We start from the raw sequence: 18,456 nt of genomic DNA, 5'->3' as shown, positions 1-18,456 counted from the left end.
GGGCTTTTCCTATGTCTGGCTCACTCGCCTGCTTTGCGGATCGGGGTCAACATCTGCGCCAGATACTGCCCGGTATAGCTGTCGCTCACCTGCGCCACGTCCTCGGGCGTGCCGGTCGCCACGATCCGTCCGCCCCCATCGCCGCCTTCGGGGCCAATATCGATGATATGGTCGGCGGTCTTGATCACGTCCAGATTGTGTTCAATCACGATGACCGTATTGCCCTGATCGACAAGCTCATGCAGCACCTCGAGCAGCTTGCGCACATCTTCGAAATGCAGACCCGTCGTGGGTTCGTCCAGAATGTAAAGTGTGCGCCCGGTCGACCGTTTGGACAGCTCTTTCGACAGCTTCACCCGCTGCGCTTCGCCCCCTGACAGTGTCGTCGCCTGCTGGCCCACTTTGATATAGCCCAGCCCGACCCGCATAAGCGCATCCATCTTGTCGCGTATTGTCGGAACTGCTTGAAAAAAGGCCTGCGCATCTTCGACGGTCATATCAAGAACGTCCGCTATGCTTTTGCCCTTGAACTGAATTTCCAAAGTTTCGCGATTATAGCGCGCACCGTTGCAGGTTTCACAAGTGACGTAAACATCAGGCAGGAAGTGCATTTCGATCTTGATGACACCGTCGCCCTGACACGCCTCGCACCGGCCGCCCTTCACGTTGAAGCTGAAGCGACCGGGCTTGTAGCCACGGGTTTTGGCCTCGGGCAGACCGGCGAACCATTCGCGGATGGGCGTGAACGCCCCGGTATAGGTCGCCGGGTTGGATCGTGGCGTGCGCCCGATGGGGCGCTGGTCGATGTCGATCACCTTGTCCAGATGCTCAAGCCCCTTGATGGTTTCGCAGGGCGCGGGCGTCTGGCGCGCACCGTTCAAGCGCATCGAGGCCGTCTTGAACAGGGTTTCAATCGTCAATGTGGACTTGCCCCCGCCCGACACACCGGTGACGCAAACAAACTTGCCCAACGGGAAGGTGGCGGTCACGTTTTGCAGGTTGTTGCCTGTTGCCTTCACCACCTTCAACATCTTTCGATTGCCCTTGCGGCGCTTCGCAGGCACAGGAATTTCGCGGGTGCCGGTCAGGTATTGGCCGGTGATGGACGCCTCGCAAGCCGCAATATCGGCAGGTGTGCCGTGGGCGATCACTTCGCCGCCATGCACGCCAGCGCCGGGGCCGATGTCAAAGACGTAATCGGCCTCGCGGATGGCTTCTTCGTCATGTTCGACGACGATGACGGTATTCCCTTGATCACGCAGGTTTTTCAGCGTGGTCAGCAGCCGCCCGTTGTCGCGCTGATGCAATCCGATAGAAGGCTCATCCAGCACATACAGAACCCCCGTCAGACCCGATCCAATCTGGCTGGCCAATCGGATGCGCTGGCTTTCACCCCCCGACAACGTGCCGGAATTGCGGCTGAGCGTCAGGTATTCCAAGCCGACATTGTTCAGAAAGCCAAGGCGTTCGCGAATTTCCTTCAGGATGGCGCGTGCAATCTCGTTTTTCTGGGCAGACAGGTGATTGGGCGCGTCCTCGACCCAATCCAGTGCCTCGCGGATCGACATTTCAACCACCTGCCCCACATGCAACAGCGCCTTGCCGGACCCGATCTTGACCGCCAAAGCCTCGTCGCGCAGCCGGTATCCGCCGCAAGCGCCACAGGGGCGGTTGTTCTGGTAACGCTCGAACTCCTCACGAATCCAGTTCGAATCCGTCTCGCGATAGCGGCGTTCCATGTTCGGAATGACCCCTTCGAAGGGTCGCGTCACCTCGTAAACCCGACCGCCTTCGTCGAAGCGAAACTTGATCTCGTCCTCGCCCGAGCCATACAAAAACACCTGTTGCACATGCTTGGGCAAGTCTTTCCACGGCGTGTTGCGATCAAACTCATAGTGTTTCGCAATCGATTCAATCGTTTGCAGGAAATAGGGCGACTTGCCCTTGCGCCACGGGGCCAGCGCGCCGTCATAGATCTTCAAGGCCGCATCAGGCACGATCAGGCGTTCGTCGAAAAACAGCTCTTTCCCCAGCCCGTCACAGACCGGGCACGCGCCGAAAGGGGCGTTGAAGGAAAACAGGCGCGGTTCGATTTCGGGGATGGTGAAACCCGACACGGGACAGGCGAAGTTTTCCGAAAAGGTGAATATCTCTGGCTCACCCTCTTTCGGTGCTGTTTCCAGCAGGGCGATCCCGTCGGCCAGATCAAGCGCGGTGCGGAAGCTGTCGGCCAGCCGCTGCTCCATCCCCTCACGCACAATGATCCGGTCTACCACCACGTCGATATTGTGGCGAAACTTCTTATCCAGCGTTGGTGGCGCATCCAGTTCGTGAAGCTCGCCGTTCACCTTGACGCGCTGGAAGCCTTTTTTCTGAAGCTCCTGAAATTCCTTGCGATATTCACCCTTTCGGTCGCGCACGATGGGGGCAAGAAGATAGGCGCGGGTGCCTTCCTCCATCTGCATGACGCGATCCACCATATCCTGCACTTGCTGGGCTTCGATGGGCAGACCTGTAGCGGGGGAATAAGGCGTACCCGCGCGCGCAAACAAGAGCCGCAGATAGTCATAAATCTCGGTCACCGTGCCAACGGTCGAGCGCGGGTTTTTCGAAGTCGTCTTTTGCTCGATCGAAATTGCGGGCGACAGCCCCGCGATATGATCCACATCGGGCTTTTCCATCATGTCCAGGAACTGCCGCGCATAGGCTGACAGGCTTTCGACATAACGCCGCTGCCCTTCCGCATAGATTGTGTCGAACGCCAACGAGGATTTACCCGACCCGGACAACCCCGTGATCACCACCAGCTGGTCGCGCGGGATATCCACGTCAATGGATTTCAGATTGTGTTCACGCGCACCGCGAACTTGGATTTCTTTCAATTCGGCCATTCTGACCCCCTGTTCATCGACAGATAACGGATAGGGGAAAGCCCGGGCGGGAACAATCAAAAAATAAGAACGTAAGGGGAACGGCAGAGACTCACACGCAGTTGTGTAAGTCTTATTCGTTTCTCTGCATATTTATATGCGAACCGACGTTGACCGACCGTCGCAACAGTTTATATCCGGTGACGCAATCGCAATCGAAAGGTAACGCATGTTCGGTCTTTTCACGAGTGGCCCGAAGCTCAGCCCGCAAGACGCTGTGACCCGTGCGCGGGCGGGCGAGATTACGTTGATCGACGTGCGCAACCATGCCGAAGTCCGAATGACTGGCAAGGCCAAAGGTGCGCTGGTCGTGCCACTATCTGTCATGCCCATTAAATGCGACCCGAAAGGGCCGGATTTCATCGCAGGTATCGACCCAACCAAGCCAATCGCGCTTTACTGCGCATCGGGTGCACGGTCAGCCCAAGGCGCGCGCGTGCTGAAACGGATGGGGTTTGAGCAGGTGTATAACATCGGCGGATTGACCCACTGGCACCGCGCGGGCGGCGAGATCGAGCGTTAGTCGCCCCGCATAGCGGCGGCGTCGCGCAGGTAAATCGCGCGAAAAGGCACAGACACCGGGCCGAAAAAAACGCTTAGCGCCAACAGGAATACCGCGAACCGCCAGCGAAACCGCGTGGTATGGGTCAGCCGACAGGTGTCTAGAAGCGCACAGGCCGCGACAATGTCATGATCGAACACCATCACCCGCGCGCCACCCATCGCAACCGCGTGCTGCCCCATCATCTGGTGCACTTCGTCCCCGTGGATGAAGATCGGGAGTCCCGCCGCATCAAATGCCGAACGAACCAAGCCGATATCTGCCACGCCATAGGCCCAGCCGATATGCTTCAGAACGGCCATATCGGCCTCGCGGTGCGGATCATGGCCGGGCTACATATGAATGACACGGTCATAGGCATCGAGCACCGCCTCGTGCATACTTTCCGAGATTGTGGGGTGCGGGAAGACCGAGTGCATCAACTCTTCTTCCGTGGTTTCCAGCGTCTTGCCGACGACGTAGCCTTGGATCATCTCGGTCACTTCCGGGCCCACCATATGCGCGCCCAGAAGCTCGCCCGTCTTGGCGTCGAAGATGGTTTTGACCATGCCTTCCGGGTCGCCCATGGCGATGGCCTTCCCGTTGCCGATAAAGGGGAAACGGCCAACCTTGATCTTCAGCCCCTGCTCTTTCGCCTTCGCCTCGGTCAAGCCAACGCTGGCAACCTGCGGATGGCAATAGGTGCAGCCGGGGATGCTTTCAGGCTTCACCGGATGGGCGTGCAGGCCCGCGATCAACTCGGCTACCATCACGCCTTCGTGGCTGGCCTTGTGGGCAAGCCACGGCGCGCCGGCGATGTCGCCGATGGCATAAAGCCCGTCGACGCCGGTGCGGCAATGTGCGTCGGTCACAACATGGGTGCGGTCGATTTTGACGCCCAATTCCTCAAGCCCCAGACCTTCGACATTTCCGACGATACCAACCGCGGAAATCACGGTGTCGAAGTCGTGTTTCTCGACTTTGCCGCCAACCTCAATATGCGCCGTGACCTTGCCCTTGGCGCGGTCCAGTTGTTTGACCATGGCCTTTTCCATGATCTTCATACCTTGCTTGATGAAGGACTTCTTGGCGAAAGCTGAAATCTCGGCGTCTTCGACGGGCAGCACGCGGTCCATCACCTCGACCACGGTCGTATCCGCGCCCAGAGTGTTGAAGAAGCTGGCAAATTCAATGCCGATGGCGCCTGATCCGATCACCAGAAGCTTTTTCGGCATACGCGGTGGGTTCAGGGCGTGGCGGTAGGTCCAGACCAGATCGCCATCGGCCTCAAGCCCCGGCAATTCACGGGCGCGGGCGCCGGTGGCCACGACGATATTCTTGGCGCTCAGCTCGTCCGTGCCCTTATCGGTCTTGACGGACACCTTGCCCTTGGCGGGAATCGTCGCATCGCCCATGAACACGGTGACCTTGTTCTTTTTCATCAAGTGACCAATGCCGCCGGACAGCTGAGCAGCCACCCCACGCGAACGTTTGACGATTGCAGGCAGGTCGTAATCAATCTTTCCTGCCGACAGGCCAAATTCCTTGGCGCGGTGCATCAAGTGGAACACTTCAGCCGAGCGCAGAAGCGCCTTGGTCGGAATACACCCCCAGTTCAGGCAAATGCCGCCCAGGTTTTCACGCTCGACGATGGCAACCTTCTGACCCAGCTGCGCTGCCCGAATTGCCGCCACATACCCACCGGGACCGGCCCCGATAATTATCGTGTCAAAAGTCTTGCCCGCCATGGAGTATCTCCTCATCTTCAGGATAGTTCGGTGCTAAACCAATTCCCACATCTGATCAATGACGCAAGGGAAATTCGCAGGACAAAACCGACGCAGGTCGGCTTAATCCTGCTTTGCCTTGACCTGTTTGAGGATCGCGGCATAGCCACCATCATCCAGAAACACCTGTTCTTCATCAGTTGTGTCACGCCCCAAGGCATCGTTTCGATAGGGGAAGCGGCCAAAGCGGCGGATAATCTCGCGATGCGCCCGGGCGTGCAGCGTATCACCCTGCCCCGGCGTGTCGGCCATGCGTTCGGCCATCAGCTCGATGCAACGCTCCTGATCCTCCATCGCTTCGCTGTGCATGAAGGGCAGATAGAAGAACTGCCGGTCGGGCAAGCCGATCTGCATGTCCAGCCCTTGCGCGATGGCGCGATCGGCGCAGGCCCGCGCCGCCGGGTCCGTCGCGAAAGAGCGCGCATCGCCGCGAAACATGTTGCGCGGGAACTGGTCGGTCAGGATCAGGAACGCCAGCGCACCTTTGGGATCGTCCTGCCAATCATCGCGGGCACCATCTCGTGCCGCCTCCCAATCCGCCATGAACCGGGCGCGGATCGTGTTGTCCAGCTTGGCCGAACTTTCATACCAGCCCTTTGGCCCGACCTCGTTGATCCAGAAGCTGATGATCTCGTCCGGTGTTGTGCGTGTCATGGCGGCCCCTCCTTTTGCTCCTACCCTAGCCGGTGACCGGAGCAGCGCAAGGGGGCTTTGCATGATATGCTACCCCTCCTCTTCCTCGAGAGCCTCATCTGCCCAGACCTCTTGCGCCATATCCAGCGCCACTGGTGAAGCCGCAGGCGACATGGTCATATAGGCGCCAGTGTCCGTCGGTGCGGGCGCCGACCGCTGGAACGTGCGCCAGATGCCATAGGTCAACAGCCCGATCAGCAAAAGAGCCATGTACCCAAAGAAGCCGATCGGCCCCATCACACCCATCACCCAGCCCGTGATCAGTGGCCCGGCAATCGCGCCCATCCCGTTGATGAAGATCAGCCCAGCCGATGCCGCCGGCATGTTTTCCGGCTCAAGAAAGTCGTTCACATAGGCCAAAAGCAACGCGTAAAGCGGGTTCGTCATGCCGCCCAACAGGAAGGACGACACCAGCAAAAGCTCGTATCGCACGCCAAAGACCACCGGCAGCAGGGCCGCCACGCTGGCAATCGCTGTCACGATCAGGATCAGTGCGCGTCGGTCCATCCGGTCTGAAATCCAGCCAATAGGGTATTGCAACACCAGCCCACCGATATACAGCGCCGATACGAATGCCGAGATCTGGCCAACCGTCAATCCGACCTGCTGTCCAAAGACCGACGCCATGCCAAACTGCGCCGAGAAGACCCCACCCAGTGCCATGAAGCCGACACAGCCCAAGGGCGAAATCGTGAACAGTTCACGCAAGCTCATCCCCTTGGTGGTTTCAAACGCGGGCGTTGGGCTAATCGACAGAAGGATCGGCGCAAAGGCGATGGACACCAGCACCGAAGGCAGGATGAACAGGATGAACCCACCAGGGTCTCCGATTACCAGCAGACCCTGGGCGGCGATGATACCAACCATCTGGACAAACATGTAAAGCGACAGCGCCTTGCCTCGGTTCTGGTTGTCTGCCGCATTGTTCAGCCAGCTTTCCGCCGTGACATACACGCCCGAAAAACAGAACCCCACAATCACCCTGAGTGCCGCCCAAGCCCAAGGATCGGTCAGCGTCGGATACAAGATCAGCACCGCCGAGATGAACGACCCCAGCGCGGCAAAGACCCGCACGTGCCCGACGCGACGGATCATGATCGGTGCCATACGCGAGCCGAACAGGAAGCCAGCGAAATAGCCGGACATGACGACGGACAGCTCGAAGGTCGAAAACCCTTCAAGCCCGCCCCGGATGCCCAAAAGCGTACCTTGCACACCGTTGCCCACCATCAGCAACATCATGCCAAGAAGCAGAGCCCAAGAGCTCGACAAGACCTGAAGCATGGGATTCTCCTGTTCGCGTCAGATTTCAGATTAGCAAGCCGGGCCTTGTGACAGTTGACCTTTCACGACACCTGAAGGTCTGTCACCGGCCCCGACCGTTTCGGATTACGCCCCGTGGGGCAGAAGTAAAGAGCTGTCGCCGTAAGAAAAAAAGCGATACCGCTGGGCGATGGCATGGTCATAGACCGCGCGCATGCGGTCCGTGCCCATCAGGGCCGAAACCAGCATCATCAAAGTCGATTTCGGCAGGTGGAAATTGGTCATCAACCCGTCGGTGATGTTGAACCGGAAACCGGGGGTGATGAAAATGTCGGTCTCGCCCTGCCATGGCGCGATCTGGCTGGGGCCGGTCGACGCACTTTCGATCAGGCGAAGCGCGGTCGTGCCGACAGGAATGATCCGCCCACCCGCGTCCTTGGTGGCCTGGATCTCGGCCGCCGCATCTGTGCTGACACGGCCCCATTCGGCGTGCATCTTGTGTTGTGAAATATCGTCGACCTTCACGGGAAGGAACGTGCCCGCCCCAACATGCAAGGTGACATGGGTCAGCCCGACCCCCATTGCCTTGATCTGCTCAAGAAGAGCGTTGTCGAAATGAAGCGAAGCCGTGGGTGCCGCCACCGCGCCAGAATAGCGGGCAAATACGGTCTGATAGTCCTCAAGGTCGCGCGTATCCGCCGCCCGTTTCGCGGCGATGTAGGGCGGAAGCGGCATTTTACCGGCGGCGGCAAGGGCTGCGTCAAATACCTCGCCTTCCAGATTGAACCGGATCAGGGCTTGTTCATCTTCGCGCCCCAGAAACGTGGCCGACAGATCGTCCGAGAAGCTGATGACATCGCCCGCGCGCAGTTTGCGCAGGGGTTTGGCCATCACGTGCCACTGACCCGCGCCGTCGGGCGACAGCAGAGTGACCTCGATCTTTGCAACCCCTTCGCCGGGGGCTTGGCCCGTGCGGGTCCGCATGCCCAGCAGCCGGCCCGGAATGACCTTGGTATCGTTCAGAACCAGCCGGTCGCCCGGCCGCAGCCACTGGGCCAAATCGCCGACCTGCGCGTCAGTGATCCGGTCCGGTGTCGCCACCAACAGACGGCTTGCCGAGCGCGGACGCGCAGGGCGCGTCGCGATCAGGTCGTCGGGCAGGTCAAAGTCAAAATCACTGAGCTTCATGGCGGCGCGTGTAGGGCGCTTGCCCGCGCCCGTCAACGGATTCCTGTCAGCGCCACCATAACGTCATTGTGGTTGCGGTCTGGGAGGTGGATCGCGGCGAAAAATATCTCGGAAAAAACCGGGCGTAAACAGCGACAATGGATTAACCCCCACCTGCGGGTCCGACGCCGTACCTTTTAGGGTATAGTTGAAACCCACAAGCCCTTCGCCCTTGCGAGCAAAGATCTGGCCGACCGAATTCACCATATAGAAAGGTGAAATCACCCCCTGCATGTCCATCCGCCCTGCCCCAAGGAAGTAATACCCATCCATCGAGATTCCCATGGAATGACCCGACGCCGCACCTTGATAAAGCGTGACCTTTTCAGGATCCAAACGGAAGCGCGCATCGACATCGGTGAAAGGAATGCCCTGCCCGCCCAGTTGCTGCAAAAGGCCGACCACGGAAATGGCCGACAAGAGTTCGGCCATGGCGGGGGCGTCGTGGATGTTGATGTTGTTGATCTTCAGGTCGCCTTCGTAAACGCCTTTGCCGCTTCCGGGGGCTAGGATCAGATTCAAATCCCCCCCGCGCGCGGATTTCAAAAGGCCCGCAGCGCGCAGCACACCGCCGGCATCCGTGCTGGTCAGCCGAAACGCAGTACCTTTAGGCTGAGGCGCAGCGGTGCCCCGGATGGTGGGGCCACCGCCGATCCGCCCCTGAAACGTGCCGTTCAAACCGCCGCGCGCCTGTGTGAAATCGCCCTCGAAACCTGTGACGGTGATTCCCTTCGAGATGATCAGCCGATCCAGCAGAAGCGAGATGGGGACGGGTTGCCCACCGCCCCCGCTGCCGCTACCCGACCCAAGCGTGGCCCGGCGCATATCCACCGTGCCACCCTTAACGGTTATCGCGACCGGCTGTCCCGGCCCGCGTCCGGTCAAGGTTACGGGTGCATCCAGCCATCCGCCCAACGTGACCCGGTCAAACTGTGCGGCGACCAGCCCGCCACCTTCGGCCATGATCACGCTGCCTTTCGCCTCTAACCCCGCGGCGCGCAAGGTCACGTCCTCGATCACCGGGGCTTTGCCCAGCTTGCCGGACAGAGACAGAACACCCTTGGCCGCGCTGGGCTTTGACCAACCCAGCGGTGCGATGCGCAGACCAAGCCCGGTCAGGGGGGCCTCAAGCGTGATCCGGGGCGGCGCCCCGCGTTCCAACGCAATCTCATAGCTGGCATTCGTCGCGCCCGTCACGCTGCCTGGCGGCAACCCAATTGAGAACGCATCCAGAAAAGCCTGATCCAACGTCATCTCGCCCGAGACGGTCGAGCGGCCAGTGGACTGTCCGCCCTCAAGCACCTGTTCCCATTTTCCCGTGACAGGGACGCCGGACAGACGGCCCTTGCCAGCGATGCTGACACCCGACTTTGACACCTTCAGATCGGCGCGAGGCAAGTCCAGAAGCCGACCCGCCACAATCTTATCGCTTTTTACACTGCTCAACGTGCCGGAAAGCAGATAGTCGATGGCGCTACGCGGTACTTTGGGTTGCATCGCGATGTCGATCCGCCCGCCCATCGCGATGCGCCCGCTGACCATGTCAGGCCCGATCGCGCCGCCGGACGTGTTGCGAAAAATGCGAAACGGTTTGTCGTCCAGCAGATGCAGCGCCGCCTTCAGCGGACCCGAGACCGACAAATCCACCCAGGCCGGCACCGGCGGGCGCGGAGCCGAGGGGTCCTTGGGGCGACGGGCCATCTGCGGGATCACGAAACTGGTGCCCGAGGCATCCAGAACCCCCGCGGTATCGCCCGTGCGATCACGCGGCCGCAACACGCCGCGATCTGCGGTCACGACCAGCCTGCGCCCATCAATGGTGAACTGGCCCGAGGCGTTTTCAATCGGGACCATGTCCTTGACTGCGCGCACCGTCACACCGTCAAACCCGGCGCTTAACGCCGTGTGGGCGGGGGTGCCTTGCGTCTTTCGCCACGCCATCGTGACATCGGTGAACCGCCCCTTGGTCACATTCTTGCGCGTCCATGCGCGGGTGCGCAGACCACCGGTCAGGGGCCAGAACGCTGTGACCTGCTGGGGGCTGACATGATCTGCGGCCGCGTCAATGGCCACCGACCAGCCATCCTTGCCAATTCCGATTTTGGCCGACCCTGTCACCAGCGCGTCATCATGTGTCATGGCAAACTGACCCACATCCACTCGAAATGGGCTGAGTGTCAGTCGAAAATCGGCCGATCCCTCGCCTAGCGCAAGCGGATCTTCAAACAGCTCTGGCGGGCTGATACGAGCGCGTGTGACATTCAACTGGCCAAGCAATTCGGTCGGCCACCCCCCAGACCAGCCCCGCAAATAGGAATGACCGTCAGCCTGTATCTCGCCCCAATCTGACTGCACGGACATTTGCGCGAAGTTCATCCGCTCGCGTTCCGGTTCATAGTCAAGATAGATTTTTCCGCCGTTGAACTTCACCGGTTTCGCCGCCGGATCAGGCGAGAGGCTGCCTGCGCCAAATTCCAACGTTCCGGCCAGGTTTGACACCGCGCCTGTGTCGTCGATAACCGTGCGCAACGCGCCCGAAATCGGCGCGTCAACGAGGCCAAGAAAGGTCAAAAGCGGAGTTTGCGCTGCGATGTCGCGCGCCAGCGCGTTCTGGAACGTGGCCGTCAGCCGCGCCGACGAGCTGCCTTTTACCGACCGAAACCCCAGCACGGTCTGGGCCAGCTCCTCGGTCTGGTTGAACACCTCAAACGATAGGGTCATGTCGACCGCCGTTTCGGTTTGCGTCACGCCAAGCCGACCGTTTGTGACCTGCCAAAGACGACCCGAACGCGCGTCTTCAAGCGTTATTGTCAAGTTTGTGGCGCTGATCCGTTCGGTGCCCGACAGGATGCCCGTGTTGAACACCGCGTCAATCCGGTCCAATACCGAGGCCAGATCACCCGTCGCGCCAATTCCCTGACCAAGGCTCAGATCGAAGGCTCCGTCACGGCGGCGGCGAATGGTGATCTGCGCGCCGCGCAGCGACAGGGTCGCAGGCTCTACCCGCCCCGACAGAATTGGCCGCAGCAAAAGCGCGCCCTCGACAGCATTCAGACGTCCGATCTCAAGCCCGGTATCATCGCGCACACCCAGATCAACCAACCGCAGCTGTGGCAGCCCCAGCCGCGTCACCCCCAGTTCAACCCGCGACAGGGACAATTTCACGCGGTTGGTACGGTTATTGATCGTCGCCTCGATCCGTTCCGTTGCCCATTTGGGAAGCACAAGGACATGGCCGGTGGCCGACATCGACACAAGCCCCAAAAAAACCGCTGTCAAAGCGATCATGATGAACGACCAGATACCGAAATGCCATTTTAACCGCCGCCGCCGACGGGTCTTTGGGTTGGGCGCTGCGGCAAGGGCAGGCGCGTTGTCGTTCGTCTGTGACCCGTCACCATCAACACCGCCATCGTCTGTCCCGGATTGCGCGGATCGCGCAGCTTGATCGACGTCCGAAGGCGCTGCTTCGTTCGTATCGTGATCCTCGCGCTTGTCGTCTTTATCCATCCAGATTGCCCAAATGCCGCCTGCCCGCGATCGCTCGTGCCTTTCATCCTGACGCGAAACGGCATAGAAGGAAAGCTGACAAAACTCTAGGCGCTGAACGCGGAGGATGCCAATCAAATGACCGATAACATGCTGAACACAGGCGATATTGCGCCGGATTTCACCTTGCCACAGGATGGTGGCGACCCGGTGACGTTATCGCAGCTGGCCCCTGCCCCGGTGGTGCTTTATTTCTACCCCAAGGACAACACGCCGGGCTGCACAACCGAGGCACAGGATTTTTCGACCCTTCTGCCGGAGTTTCAAGCCTTGGGCGCGCATGTGTTCGGTGTGTCGAAAGACAGTCTGAAGAAGCACGAGAATTTCCGCACCAAGCAAGATCTGAGCGTCCCGCTTCTATCAGATGCCGATGGGGACGTCTGCGAACGTTATGGCGTGTGGGGCGAGAAAAAGAATTATGGCCGCACTTATATGGGCATCACGCGCACAACCTTCCTGATTGGGGCGGATGGCAAGATCGCGCAAGTCTGGAACAAGGTGAAGGTCAAGGGCCACGCCGACGAGGTGCTGAAGGCGACCCGGGCACTGGCCGACCAATGATCGCCTTGTCCCGCCCGCTGGCCGAAATGGCCAATGCAGTGTTGCGCACGGCAGACGGACGCGAAAAGACGACTTTGGCGCGCAAATACGCCGCCGAATGGATCGCCGCGCGTCAAGACGGCGCGATCACGACGCCGTTGACCCACCGCGAAGCGATCATAGGTGCCGCCACGCCACCCGACTTTCCCGCGCGGCCGGAAAAACCCGAACTGAAAGACCCCCGCGATGTGCCCCGCCGCCGGCCCGGCACCCGCGAAGGCCAAATCGCACTTTTACACGCGGTGGCCCATATCGAACTGAATGCGGTTGATCTTCATTGGGACATCATCGCGCGGTTCACGGACACTCTTATGCCGCTGGGGTTTTACGATGACTGGGTCAAGGCCGCCGACGAAGAAGCCAAGCATTTCAACCTTGTAAACGACTGCCTTGAGGCACTGGGAAGCCACTACGGCGCCCTGCCCGCACATACCGGTATGTGGCGCGCCGCCGAGGACACCGCGCAAGATCTGATGGGGCGACTTGCCGTCGTGCCGATGGTGCTTGAGGCGCGCGGGTTGGACGTGACCCCCGGCATGATCGAGGTGTTTCGCAAGGCAAAGCTTGATGACACCGTCGCCGCACTTGAGGTGATCTATGCCGAAGAGGTCGGGCATGTCGCTTATGGCTCGAAGTGGTTCCATTTTCTGTGCGGGCGTCATGAACTGGACCCAAAAGAGACATTTCACAGCTTGGTGCGTACCTATTTCCACGGCAGCCTGAAGCAGCCCTTTAACGAAGAAAAACGCGCCGAGGCCGGATTGCCACCTGATTTCTATTGGCCTCTGACGGATGACGTCCGGGCAAAATCGCCCAACAAGGCTGACTGAGACCAGAGACCAAAGACGAATGGATCGGCAAAATTTCGCTTGAAACCCCGGCTGCTGTTGAGAAATTTCAAAATTCCTTGCGTGAATGTGTCACCCGCGTTACTTCCCCTTTGCTTGCCGACGCGCGCGTTTCTTCGCATACGCCGTGCTAAGGCTTGCCGCAAAAGGAAAATTCGGGGCGTCGGACTTGCATATAAGCTTGATGAACAAGGTTAATCATCTTCTGGAACGTGTTTTTCCTGAACAACGGCTGTTTCTGCGGTCCGAGGACAGCACACGCTTTATCCGCCTCTCTCCGCTAACGCAGGCCCTTGGCTGGACCGGTTCTGCTGCGTTTATCGCCTGGTCAATCATCGCCACTGCGGTTTTGCTGATGGATTCTATCGGTTCGGGCAATCTGCGTGACCAAGCGCAACGCGAAAAGCTGTTGTACGAAGAACGTCTGCAAACTCTGTCGGAACAACGTGATGCCCGCGCAACCGAAGCTGCCGCGGCTCAGGAACGCTTCAACCTCGCACTGGCCGAGATTTCGGACATGCAAAGCGAGCTGCTGGCCAGCGAAGAACGCCGCAAAGAGTTCGAGACAGGTATTGGCGTCATTCAAGCCACGTTGCGCCGCACCATGCACGAACGCGACGCCGCCAAGGATAATCTGGCCGAAATGGTCGCCACCCAAAAAGAAAATGGTGCTGGCGCCGGTGGGTCCGGCCCCGTGCAGGCGAATGCGACACTGGCTTTCCTGACATCGGAATTGTCGCGCACCGCAGCCGAACGCGATCTTGTCGCCCAGAACGCCGCCCAGGCAGAGAATTTCGCACAAGATATGCTGTATGACGCACGCCTGCGCGATGAGCGCAACGACCAGATTTTTCGCCAACTTGAGGACGCCGTCACGGTCTCGATGGAGCCTTTGGACAAGATGTTCGCCAAGTCGGGGATGTCCGTCGATCACATACTAGACCAAGTGCGCCAGGGCTATTCTGGCCAAGGCGGACCAATGACCCCGTTGATCATGTCGACCCGCGGGCAACGCCCCGACCCCGACGCGGAACGCGCCAACAACATCCTGAACGAATTGGACAAGATGAACCTGTACCGCATCGCGGCACAGAAAATGCCGTTTGGTATGCCAGTAAAGTCGGGGTTCCGCTTCACCTCGGGCTTCGGGTCGCGCTGGGGGCGAATGCACAACGGTACTGACTTCGCCGCGCCCATCGGCACGCCCGTTTATGCGCCCGCCGATGGTGTGGTGGTCAGCGCTTCGTGGAGCTCGGGTTACGGGCGGCTTATCAAGATCCGTCATGAATTCGGGATCGAAACGCGATATGCCCATCTTTCGCGCATGAATGTGCAAAAAGGACAAAGGGTCTCGCGCGGCGATCGAATTGGTGATATTGGAAATTCCGGGCGTTCAACCGGACCGCATCTTCACTACGAAGTGCGCGTCGGTGGCAAGCCCATCAACCCGATGATCTATATCAAGGCAGCAAAAGATGTTCTCTAAAAGCAGGATCAACGAGCCGGGTCCGAAAGCCGGTGACAAGGAAACCCATCCCGACGCAAAGGCCGACAAGCCCGCGTCCTCGGCACCTGCGGTTCCATCCGCACCGACATCGGCAGGACCCAAGGTCAAGCCGCCCGCGTCTACCCTTTCGTCCGATCTTGTGATCAAAGGCGACGTCAAGTCGACTGGTGACATCATGGTGGAGGGCACAGTCGAAGGCGACATCCGCGCCCATCAACTGACCATTGGCGAAACCGCCACGGTGAAGGGCGAAGTCGTTGGCGACGATGTCGTGATCAACGGTCGCATCATCGGCCGCCTGCGTGGGCTGAAAGTGCGTCTGACGTCATCGGCACGCGTTGAAGGCGACATCATCCACAAGACAATCGCCATCGAAAGCGGCGCGCATTTCGAAGGCTCGGTCCAACGGCAGGACGACCCGCTGGGTGGTGCCAAGTCCCCTCATCCGGCTGCCCCGGCACCGCAACAGCCACCGAAATCTGACAAAGGCTGAGCACTGCGCTCAGACAAACGCAAAAGGCCGCCTTTGGGGCGGCCTTTGGTCTTTTAGGATATTATCAAACGGATGCTCAACCCGGTTGATCTGCAAAATGCATCATCCGGCGATACAAGTGCCAAGTCGCGTGACCCAGCACCGGCAAGATGATGAAAAGTCCAAGGAAAAACGGCAACATCGCAACCAGCATCCCAATCGAAATCACGGCGCCCCACGCAACCATCGGCACGGGGTTGTACAACACCGATTGCACCGAAAAGATCATCGCTGTGATGAAGTCCATCTCGCGATCCAGAAGCATCGGCAGACTGACGACGGTCAGTGAAAACAGGCTGAACGACAGCACAGCGCCGACCGCCGTGCCCACGAACAGCATCGTGATCCCATTGCGGTTCAAAAGCGCGTCCTGCCAGTTCGACGTGATGTTGGTCAGTGGCTCAAGCCCCATGAAGATGGCGAACACCAGATGCGCTACGAACACCCAGAACATGAAAATCATAATGATCACCATCGCGATGGATGGGAATTGTCGGTCTTTCTGGCTGAAAACGACCCCCAATATCTGCGCCCAATCAAGGGGTTGTTCGGTTTCAATTCTGCGGCTGACCTCGTACAGGCCGACTGCCAAAAACGGCGCGAGCAGTGGAAAGCCCAGCCCCAACGGGATGATCCAATAGCTTTGGTCCAGCACATCCAGTTGCAGATAAATCAGATTGCCCAGCACCACATAGAAAGCGGCGAAGAACAGTCCAAAGACTGGGGCGCGTTTGAAGTCCGCCATCCCGGCCTTGATGGCCTGCAAAACGTCACGAATACTGATGGAATGAACCTCGGGCGGCGCCGAGGCTTCAAGGATCGGTGCGTCTGTCATATGTCCTCCCTGCACGCGTCAATGATAGCGTATGACATAGTGTCGCGGTAGACGCGGCCTGCGTCAAGTTTCTGAATGCGTTAAAGTCTCGATCCCTGCCCAGTTTTTCGTGCGGCGCCGTTCAGTCCATGATCATGCCAGCAAGGCCTTTACCAACCACACAAAAGCCATACTATTGAGCCAGCCGAACGAAGGAACATTCTTTATGTCTATTTTGAAAATGCTTGCTGCAACCGGCATGGCCGTTACACTGCTTACCGGCATGGCGATTGGCGCTGACTGTGGCAACACAGGTGGTGGGTTTGAAAGCTGGAAGGCCGGATTTGCCAAAGACGCAAAGGCCGCAGGGGTCGGACAACGCGGATTGCAGGCGCTGGCTGCGGCGCAATATTCAACCTCGACCATCCGTGCCGACCGCAATCAGAAATCTTTTAAGTACTCGCTGTCGAAATTCATGCAGGTGCGCGGGGCCGACACGATTGTCGCACAAGCGCGCAAACGCAAGGCGCGCAATCCCGGGTTCTATCAATCGCTGGAAAAACACTTTGGCGTGCCGGCCGGTATCCTGCTGGCCATTCACGGGATGGAGACAGGATTTGGCGGCTTCATGGGCGACACACCCGTGGTATCTGCGATCACCACGCTGGCCTATGATTGCCGCAGACCAGCTTTTTTCACCCCGCACGCCATTGGCGCGCTGAAACTTGTGGACCAAGGGACGATCACCGCGAACACTCGCGGTGCAAAACACGGCGAATTGGGCCATACGCAATTTCTGCCGGGAAATGCGTTAAAATACGGTGTGGACGCATCAGGCGACGGGCGGGTGGACCTGTACAACCTTGCCGACGCACTGGCGTCGACCGCCAACTTTCTGCGCAAAAAGGGCTGGAAACCCGGCAAAGGCTATCAGCAAGGGCAAAGCAACTACAAAGTGATCAAACATTGGAATGCGGCCAGTGTCTATCAGCAGGCGATCGCGATCATGGCGGCGCGGATCGACGGCTGATCACTCGTCCGCGTTCGCTTCGGCCCGTGATTTTCCAGCCACGTCCTGCGCCAGAACGGCAGCCATGAAGGCATCAAGATCGCCGTCCAGCACGCCTTTGGTGTCAGACGTTTCATGCCCGGTGCGCAGGTCTTTCACCATTTGATAAGGTTGCAGCACGTAGGAACGGATTTGGTTTCCCCAACCCGCTGCCCCCTTGTTTTCATGGGCTTCGTTGATGGCGGCGTTGCGGCGGTCCAGCTCCAGCTGATACAGCCGCGACTTCAGCGCCTTCATGGCGATGTCGCGGTTCTGGTGCTGCGATTTTTCCGAACTGGTGGTCACGATGCCCGTAGGCACGTGCGTAATCCGCACCGCTGAATCCGTCGTGTTCACGTGCTGACCACCCGCGCCGGACGACCGATAAGTGTCGATGCGGATATCGGACGGGTTCACGTCAATCTCGATATTGTCATCCACCACCGGATAGACCCAGACCGAGCTGAAGGACGTATGCCGCTTGGCCGCAGAATCATAGGGCGAGATGCGCACCAACCGGTGCACCCCGCTTTCCGATTTGAGCCAGCCATAGGCGTTGTGGCCGGAAATCTTGTAGGCGGCGGATTTGATCCCTGCCTCTTCGCCCGAGGTTTCAGATTGCAATTCGACCTTATAGCCCTGCTTTTCCGCCCAACGAACATACATGCGCGCCAGCATTGATGCCCAATCGCAGCTTTCCGTGCCGCCTGCGCCGGAGTTGATTTCAAGGAAAGTATCGTTCGCGTCGGCTTCCCCGTCCAACAACGCCTCAAGCTCGGCGGCGGCGGCTTTTTTGGTCAATCCGGCAAGCGCGGCTTCGGCATCGGCGACGACCTCTGTATCGTCTTCCATCTCACCCAGTTCGATCAGGTCGATATTGTCCTGAAGGTCCTGCGACATCGATTTGTAAGTGTTTACGGAATCCATCAACGCCTGCCGTTCGCGCATCAGCTTCTGCGCACGGTCCGGGTCGTTCCACAGGTCCGGGTCTTCGGTCATCGCGTTGAATTCCTCCAAGCGATGTTCCGCCGTTTCCCAACCGATCCGCTGACGCAACAGCGCCAGGGATTTCTCGATTGCGTCAACGTTATTCTGAGCCTCTGCCCGCATGGGTGCG

At 59.2% G+C, this 18,456-nt stretch carries 15 protein-coding genes; 6 read left to right on the top strand and 9 right to left on the bottom strand.

The genetic code is table 11. The annotated features are described in order from the left end of the window. Positions 1 to 20: 20 nt before the first annotated feature. Positions 21 to 2,891, bottom strand: a complete 2,871-nt coding sequence (gene uvrA, locus MN186_RS03625) for an excinuclease ABC subunit UvrA (RefSeq protein WP_242111709.1) — start codon at positions 2,889 to 2,891, stop codon at positions 21 to 23. 208 nt (positions 2,892 to 3,099) lie between these two features. Here uvrA and MN186_RS03620 point away from each other — a divergent pair, with 208 nt between their 5' ends. Next, positions 3,100 to 3,453, top strand: a complete 354-nt coding sequence (locus tag MN186_RS03620) for a rhodanese-like domain-containing protein (RefSeq protein ID WP_242111704.1) — start codon at positions 3,100 to 3,102, stop codon at positions 3,451 to 3,453. Here MN186_RS03620 and MN186_RS03615 read toward each other — a convergent pair. From MN186_RS03615 to MN186_RS03590, 6 genes are all read right to left on the bottom strand, one after another. Next, positions 3,450 to 3,794 (bottom strand): hypothetical protein, encoded by a 345-nt coding sequence (locus tag MN186_RS03615; RefSeq protein ID WP_242111700.1) that lies wholly within the window; start codon positions 3,792 to 3,794, stop codon positions 3,450 to 3,452. The two genes, MN186_RS03620 and MN186_RS03615, sit on opposite strands and share 4 nt — an antisense overlap. 30 nt (positions 3,795 to 3,824) lie before the next feature. Further along, complete coding sequence (gene lpdA / locus MN186_RS03610; protein WP_242111698.1) at positions 3,825 to 5,219, bottom strand: dihydrolipoyl dehydrogenase; 1,395 nt, start codon at positions 5,217 to 5,219, stop codon at positions 3,825 to 3,827. 102 nt (positions 5,220 to 5,321) lie between these two features. After that, positions 5,322 to 5,912, bottom strand: coding sequence for a DUF924 family protein (locus tag MN186_RS03605; RefSeq protein ID WP_242111696.1), 591 nt, complete (start codon positions 5,910 to 5,912; stop codon positions 5,322 to 5,324). Positions 5,913 to 5,981: 69 nt separating this feature from the next. After that, positions 5,982 to 7,235 (bottom strand): MFS transporter, encoded by a 1,254-nt coding sequence (locus tag MN186_RS03600; protein WP_242111694.1) that lies wholly within the window; start codon positions 7,233 to 7,235, stop codon positions 5,982 to 5,984. Between the two features lie 105 nt (positions 7,236 to 7,340). Beyond that, positions 7,341 to 8,402, bottom strand: a complete 1,062-nt coding sequence (queA, locus tag MN186_RS03595; protein ID WP_242111690.1) for a tRNA preQ1(34) S-adenosylmethionine ribosyltransferase-isomerase QueA — start codon at positions 8,400 to 8,402, stop codon at positions 7,341 to 7,343. A gap of 63 nt (positions 8,403 to 8,465) precedes the next feature. After that, the gene (locus tag MN186_RS03590) at positions 8,466 to 11,951 is read right to left on the bottom strand and encodes an AsmA-like C-terminal region-containing protein (RefSeq protein ID WP_242111687.1); all 3,486 of its coding nucleotides are present in this window, start codon (positions 11,949 to 11,951) and stop codon (positions 8,466 to 8,468) included. A 117-nt stretch (positions 11,952 to 12,068) separates the two neighbouring features. On the opposite strand from MN186_RS03590, the gene bcp reads away from it, so the two are divergent. The 4 genes from bcp to MN186_RS03570 all read left to right on the top strand — a co-directional run bounded on the left by bcp (position 12,069) and on the right by MN186_RS03570 (position 15,438). Beyond that, positions 12,069 to 12,551, top strand: a complete 483-nt coding sequence (bcp, locus tag MN186_RS03585) for a thioredoxin-dependent thiol peroxidase (protein ID WP_242111685.1) — start codon at positions 12,069 to 12,071, stop codon at positions 12,549 to 12,551. Beyond that, a complete protein-coding gene (locus MN186_RS03580; protein ID WP_242111682.1) occupies positions 12,548 to 13,420 on the top strand; it encodes a ferritin-like domain-containing protein in 873 nt (290 codons plus the stop codon). The genes bcp and MN186_RS03580 overlap by 4 nt, the downstream gene beginning before the upstream one ends. A gap of 187 nt (positions 13,421 to 13,607) precedes the next feature. Next, a complete protein-coding gene (locus MN186_RS03575) occupies positions 13,608 to 14,924 on the top strand; it encodes a DUF5930 domain-containing protein (protein WP_420838887.1) in 1,317 nt (438 codons plus the stop codon). Next, positions 14,914 to 15,438: a bactofilin family protein gene (locus MN186_RS03570; RefSeq protein ID WP_242111669.1), complete on the top strand. Its 525-nt coding sequence runs from the start codon at positions 14,914 to 14,916 to the stop codon at positions 15,436 to 15,438. Before MN186_RS03575 ends, MN186_RS03570 begins: the two co-directional genes overlap by 11 nt. Positions 15,439 to 15,514: 76 nt before the next feature. Here the strand turns inward: MN186_RS03570 and MN186_RS03565 are convergent, their stop codons facing one another. Then, positions 15,515 to 16,312: a DUF2189 domain-containing protein gene (locus MN186_RS03565; RefSeq protein ID WP_242111661.1), complete on the bottom strand. Its 798-nt coding sequence runs from the start codon at positions 16,310 to 16,312 to the stop codon at positions 15,515 to 15,517. 205 nt (positions 16,313 to 16,517) lie between these two features. Between MN186_RS03565 and MN186_RS03560 the strand changes: the two genes are divergently transcribed. After that, positions 16,518 to 17,321: a lytic murein transglycosylase gene (locus MN186_RS03560; protein WP_420838886.1), complete on the top strand. Its 804-nt coding sequence runs from the start codon at positions 16,518 to 16,520 to the stop codon at positions 17,319 to 17,321. On the opposite strand, the gene prfB is transcribed toward MN186_RS03560, so the two are convergent. Then, positions 17,322 to 18,449, bottom strand: coding sequence for a peptide chain release factor 2 (gene prfB, locus MN186_RS03555; protein WP_242111657.1), 1,128 nt, complete (start codon positions 18,447 to 18,449; stop codon positions 17,322 to 17,324). It lies immediately after the preceding gene. Between the last annotated feature and the right edge of the window lie 7 nt (positions 18,450 to 18,456).

Source organism: Aliiroseovarius sediminis (assembly GCF_022678485.1).
Classification (GTDB): domain Bacteria; phylum Pseudomonadota; class Alphaproteobacteria; order Rhodobacterales; family Rhodobacteraceae; genus Aliiroseovarius; species Aliiroseovarius sediminis.
Note: the sequence above shows the minus strand (reverse complement) of the source record. Positions and strands in the feature narration are given on the sequence as shown.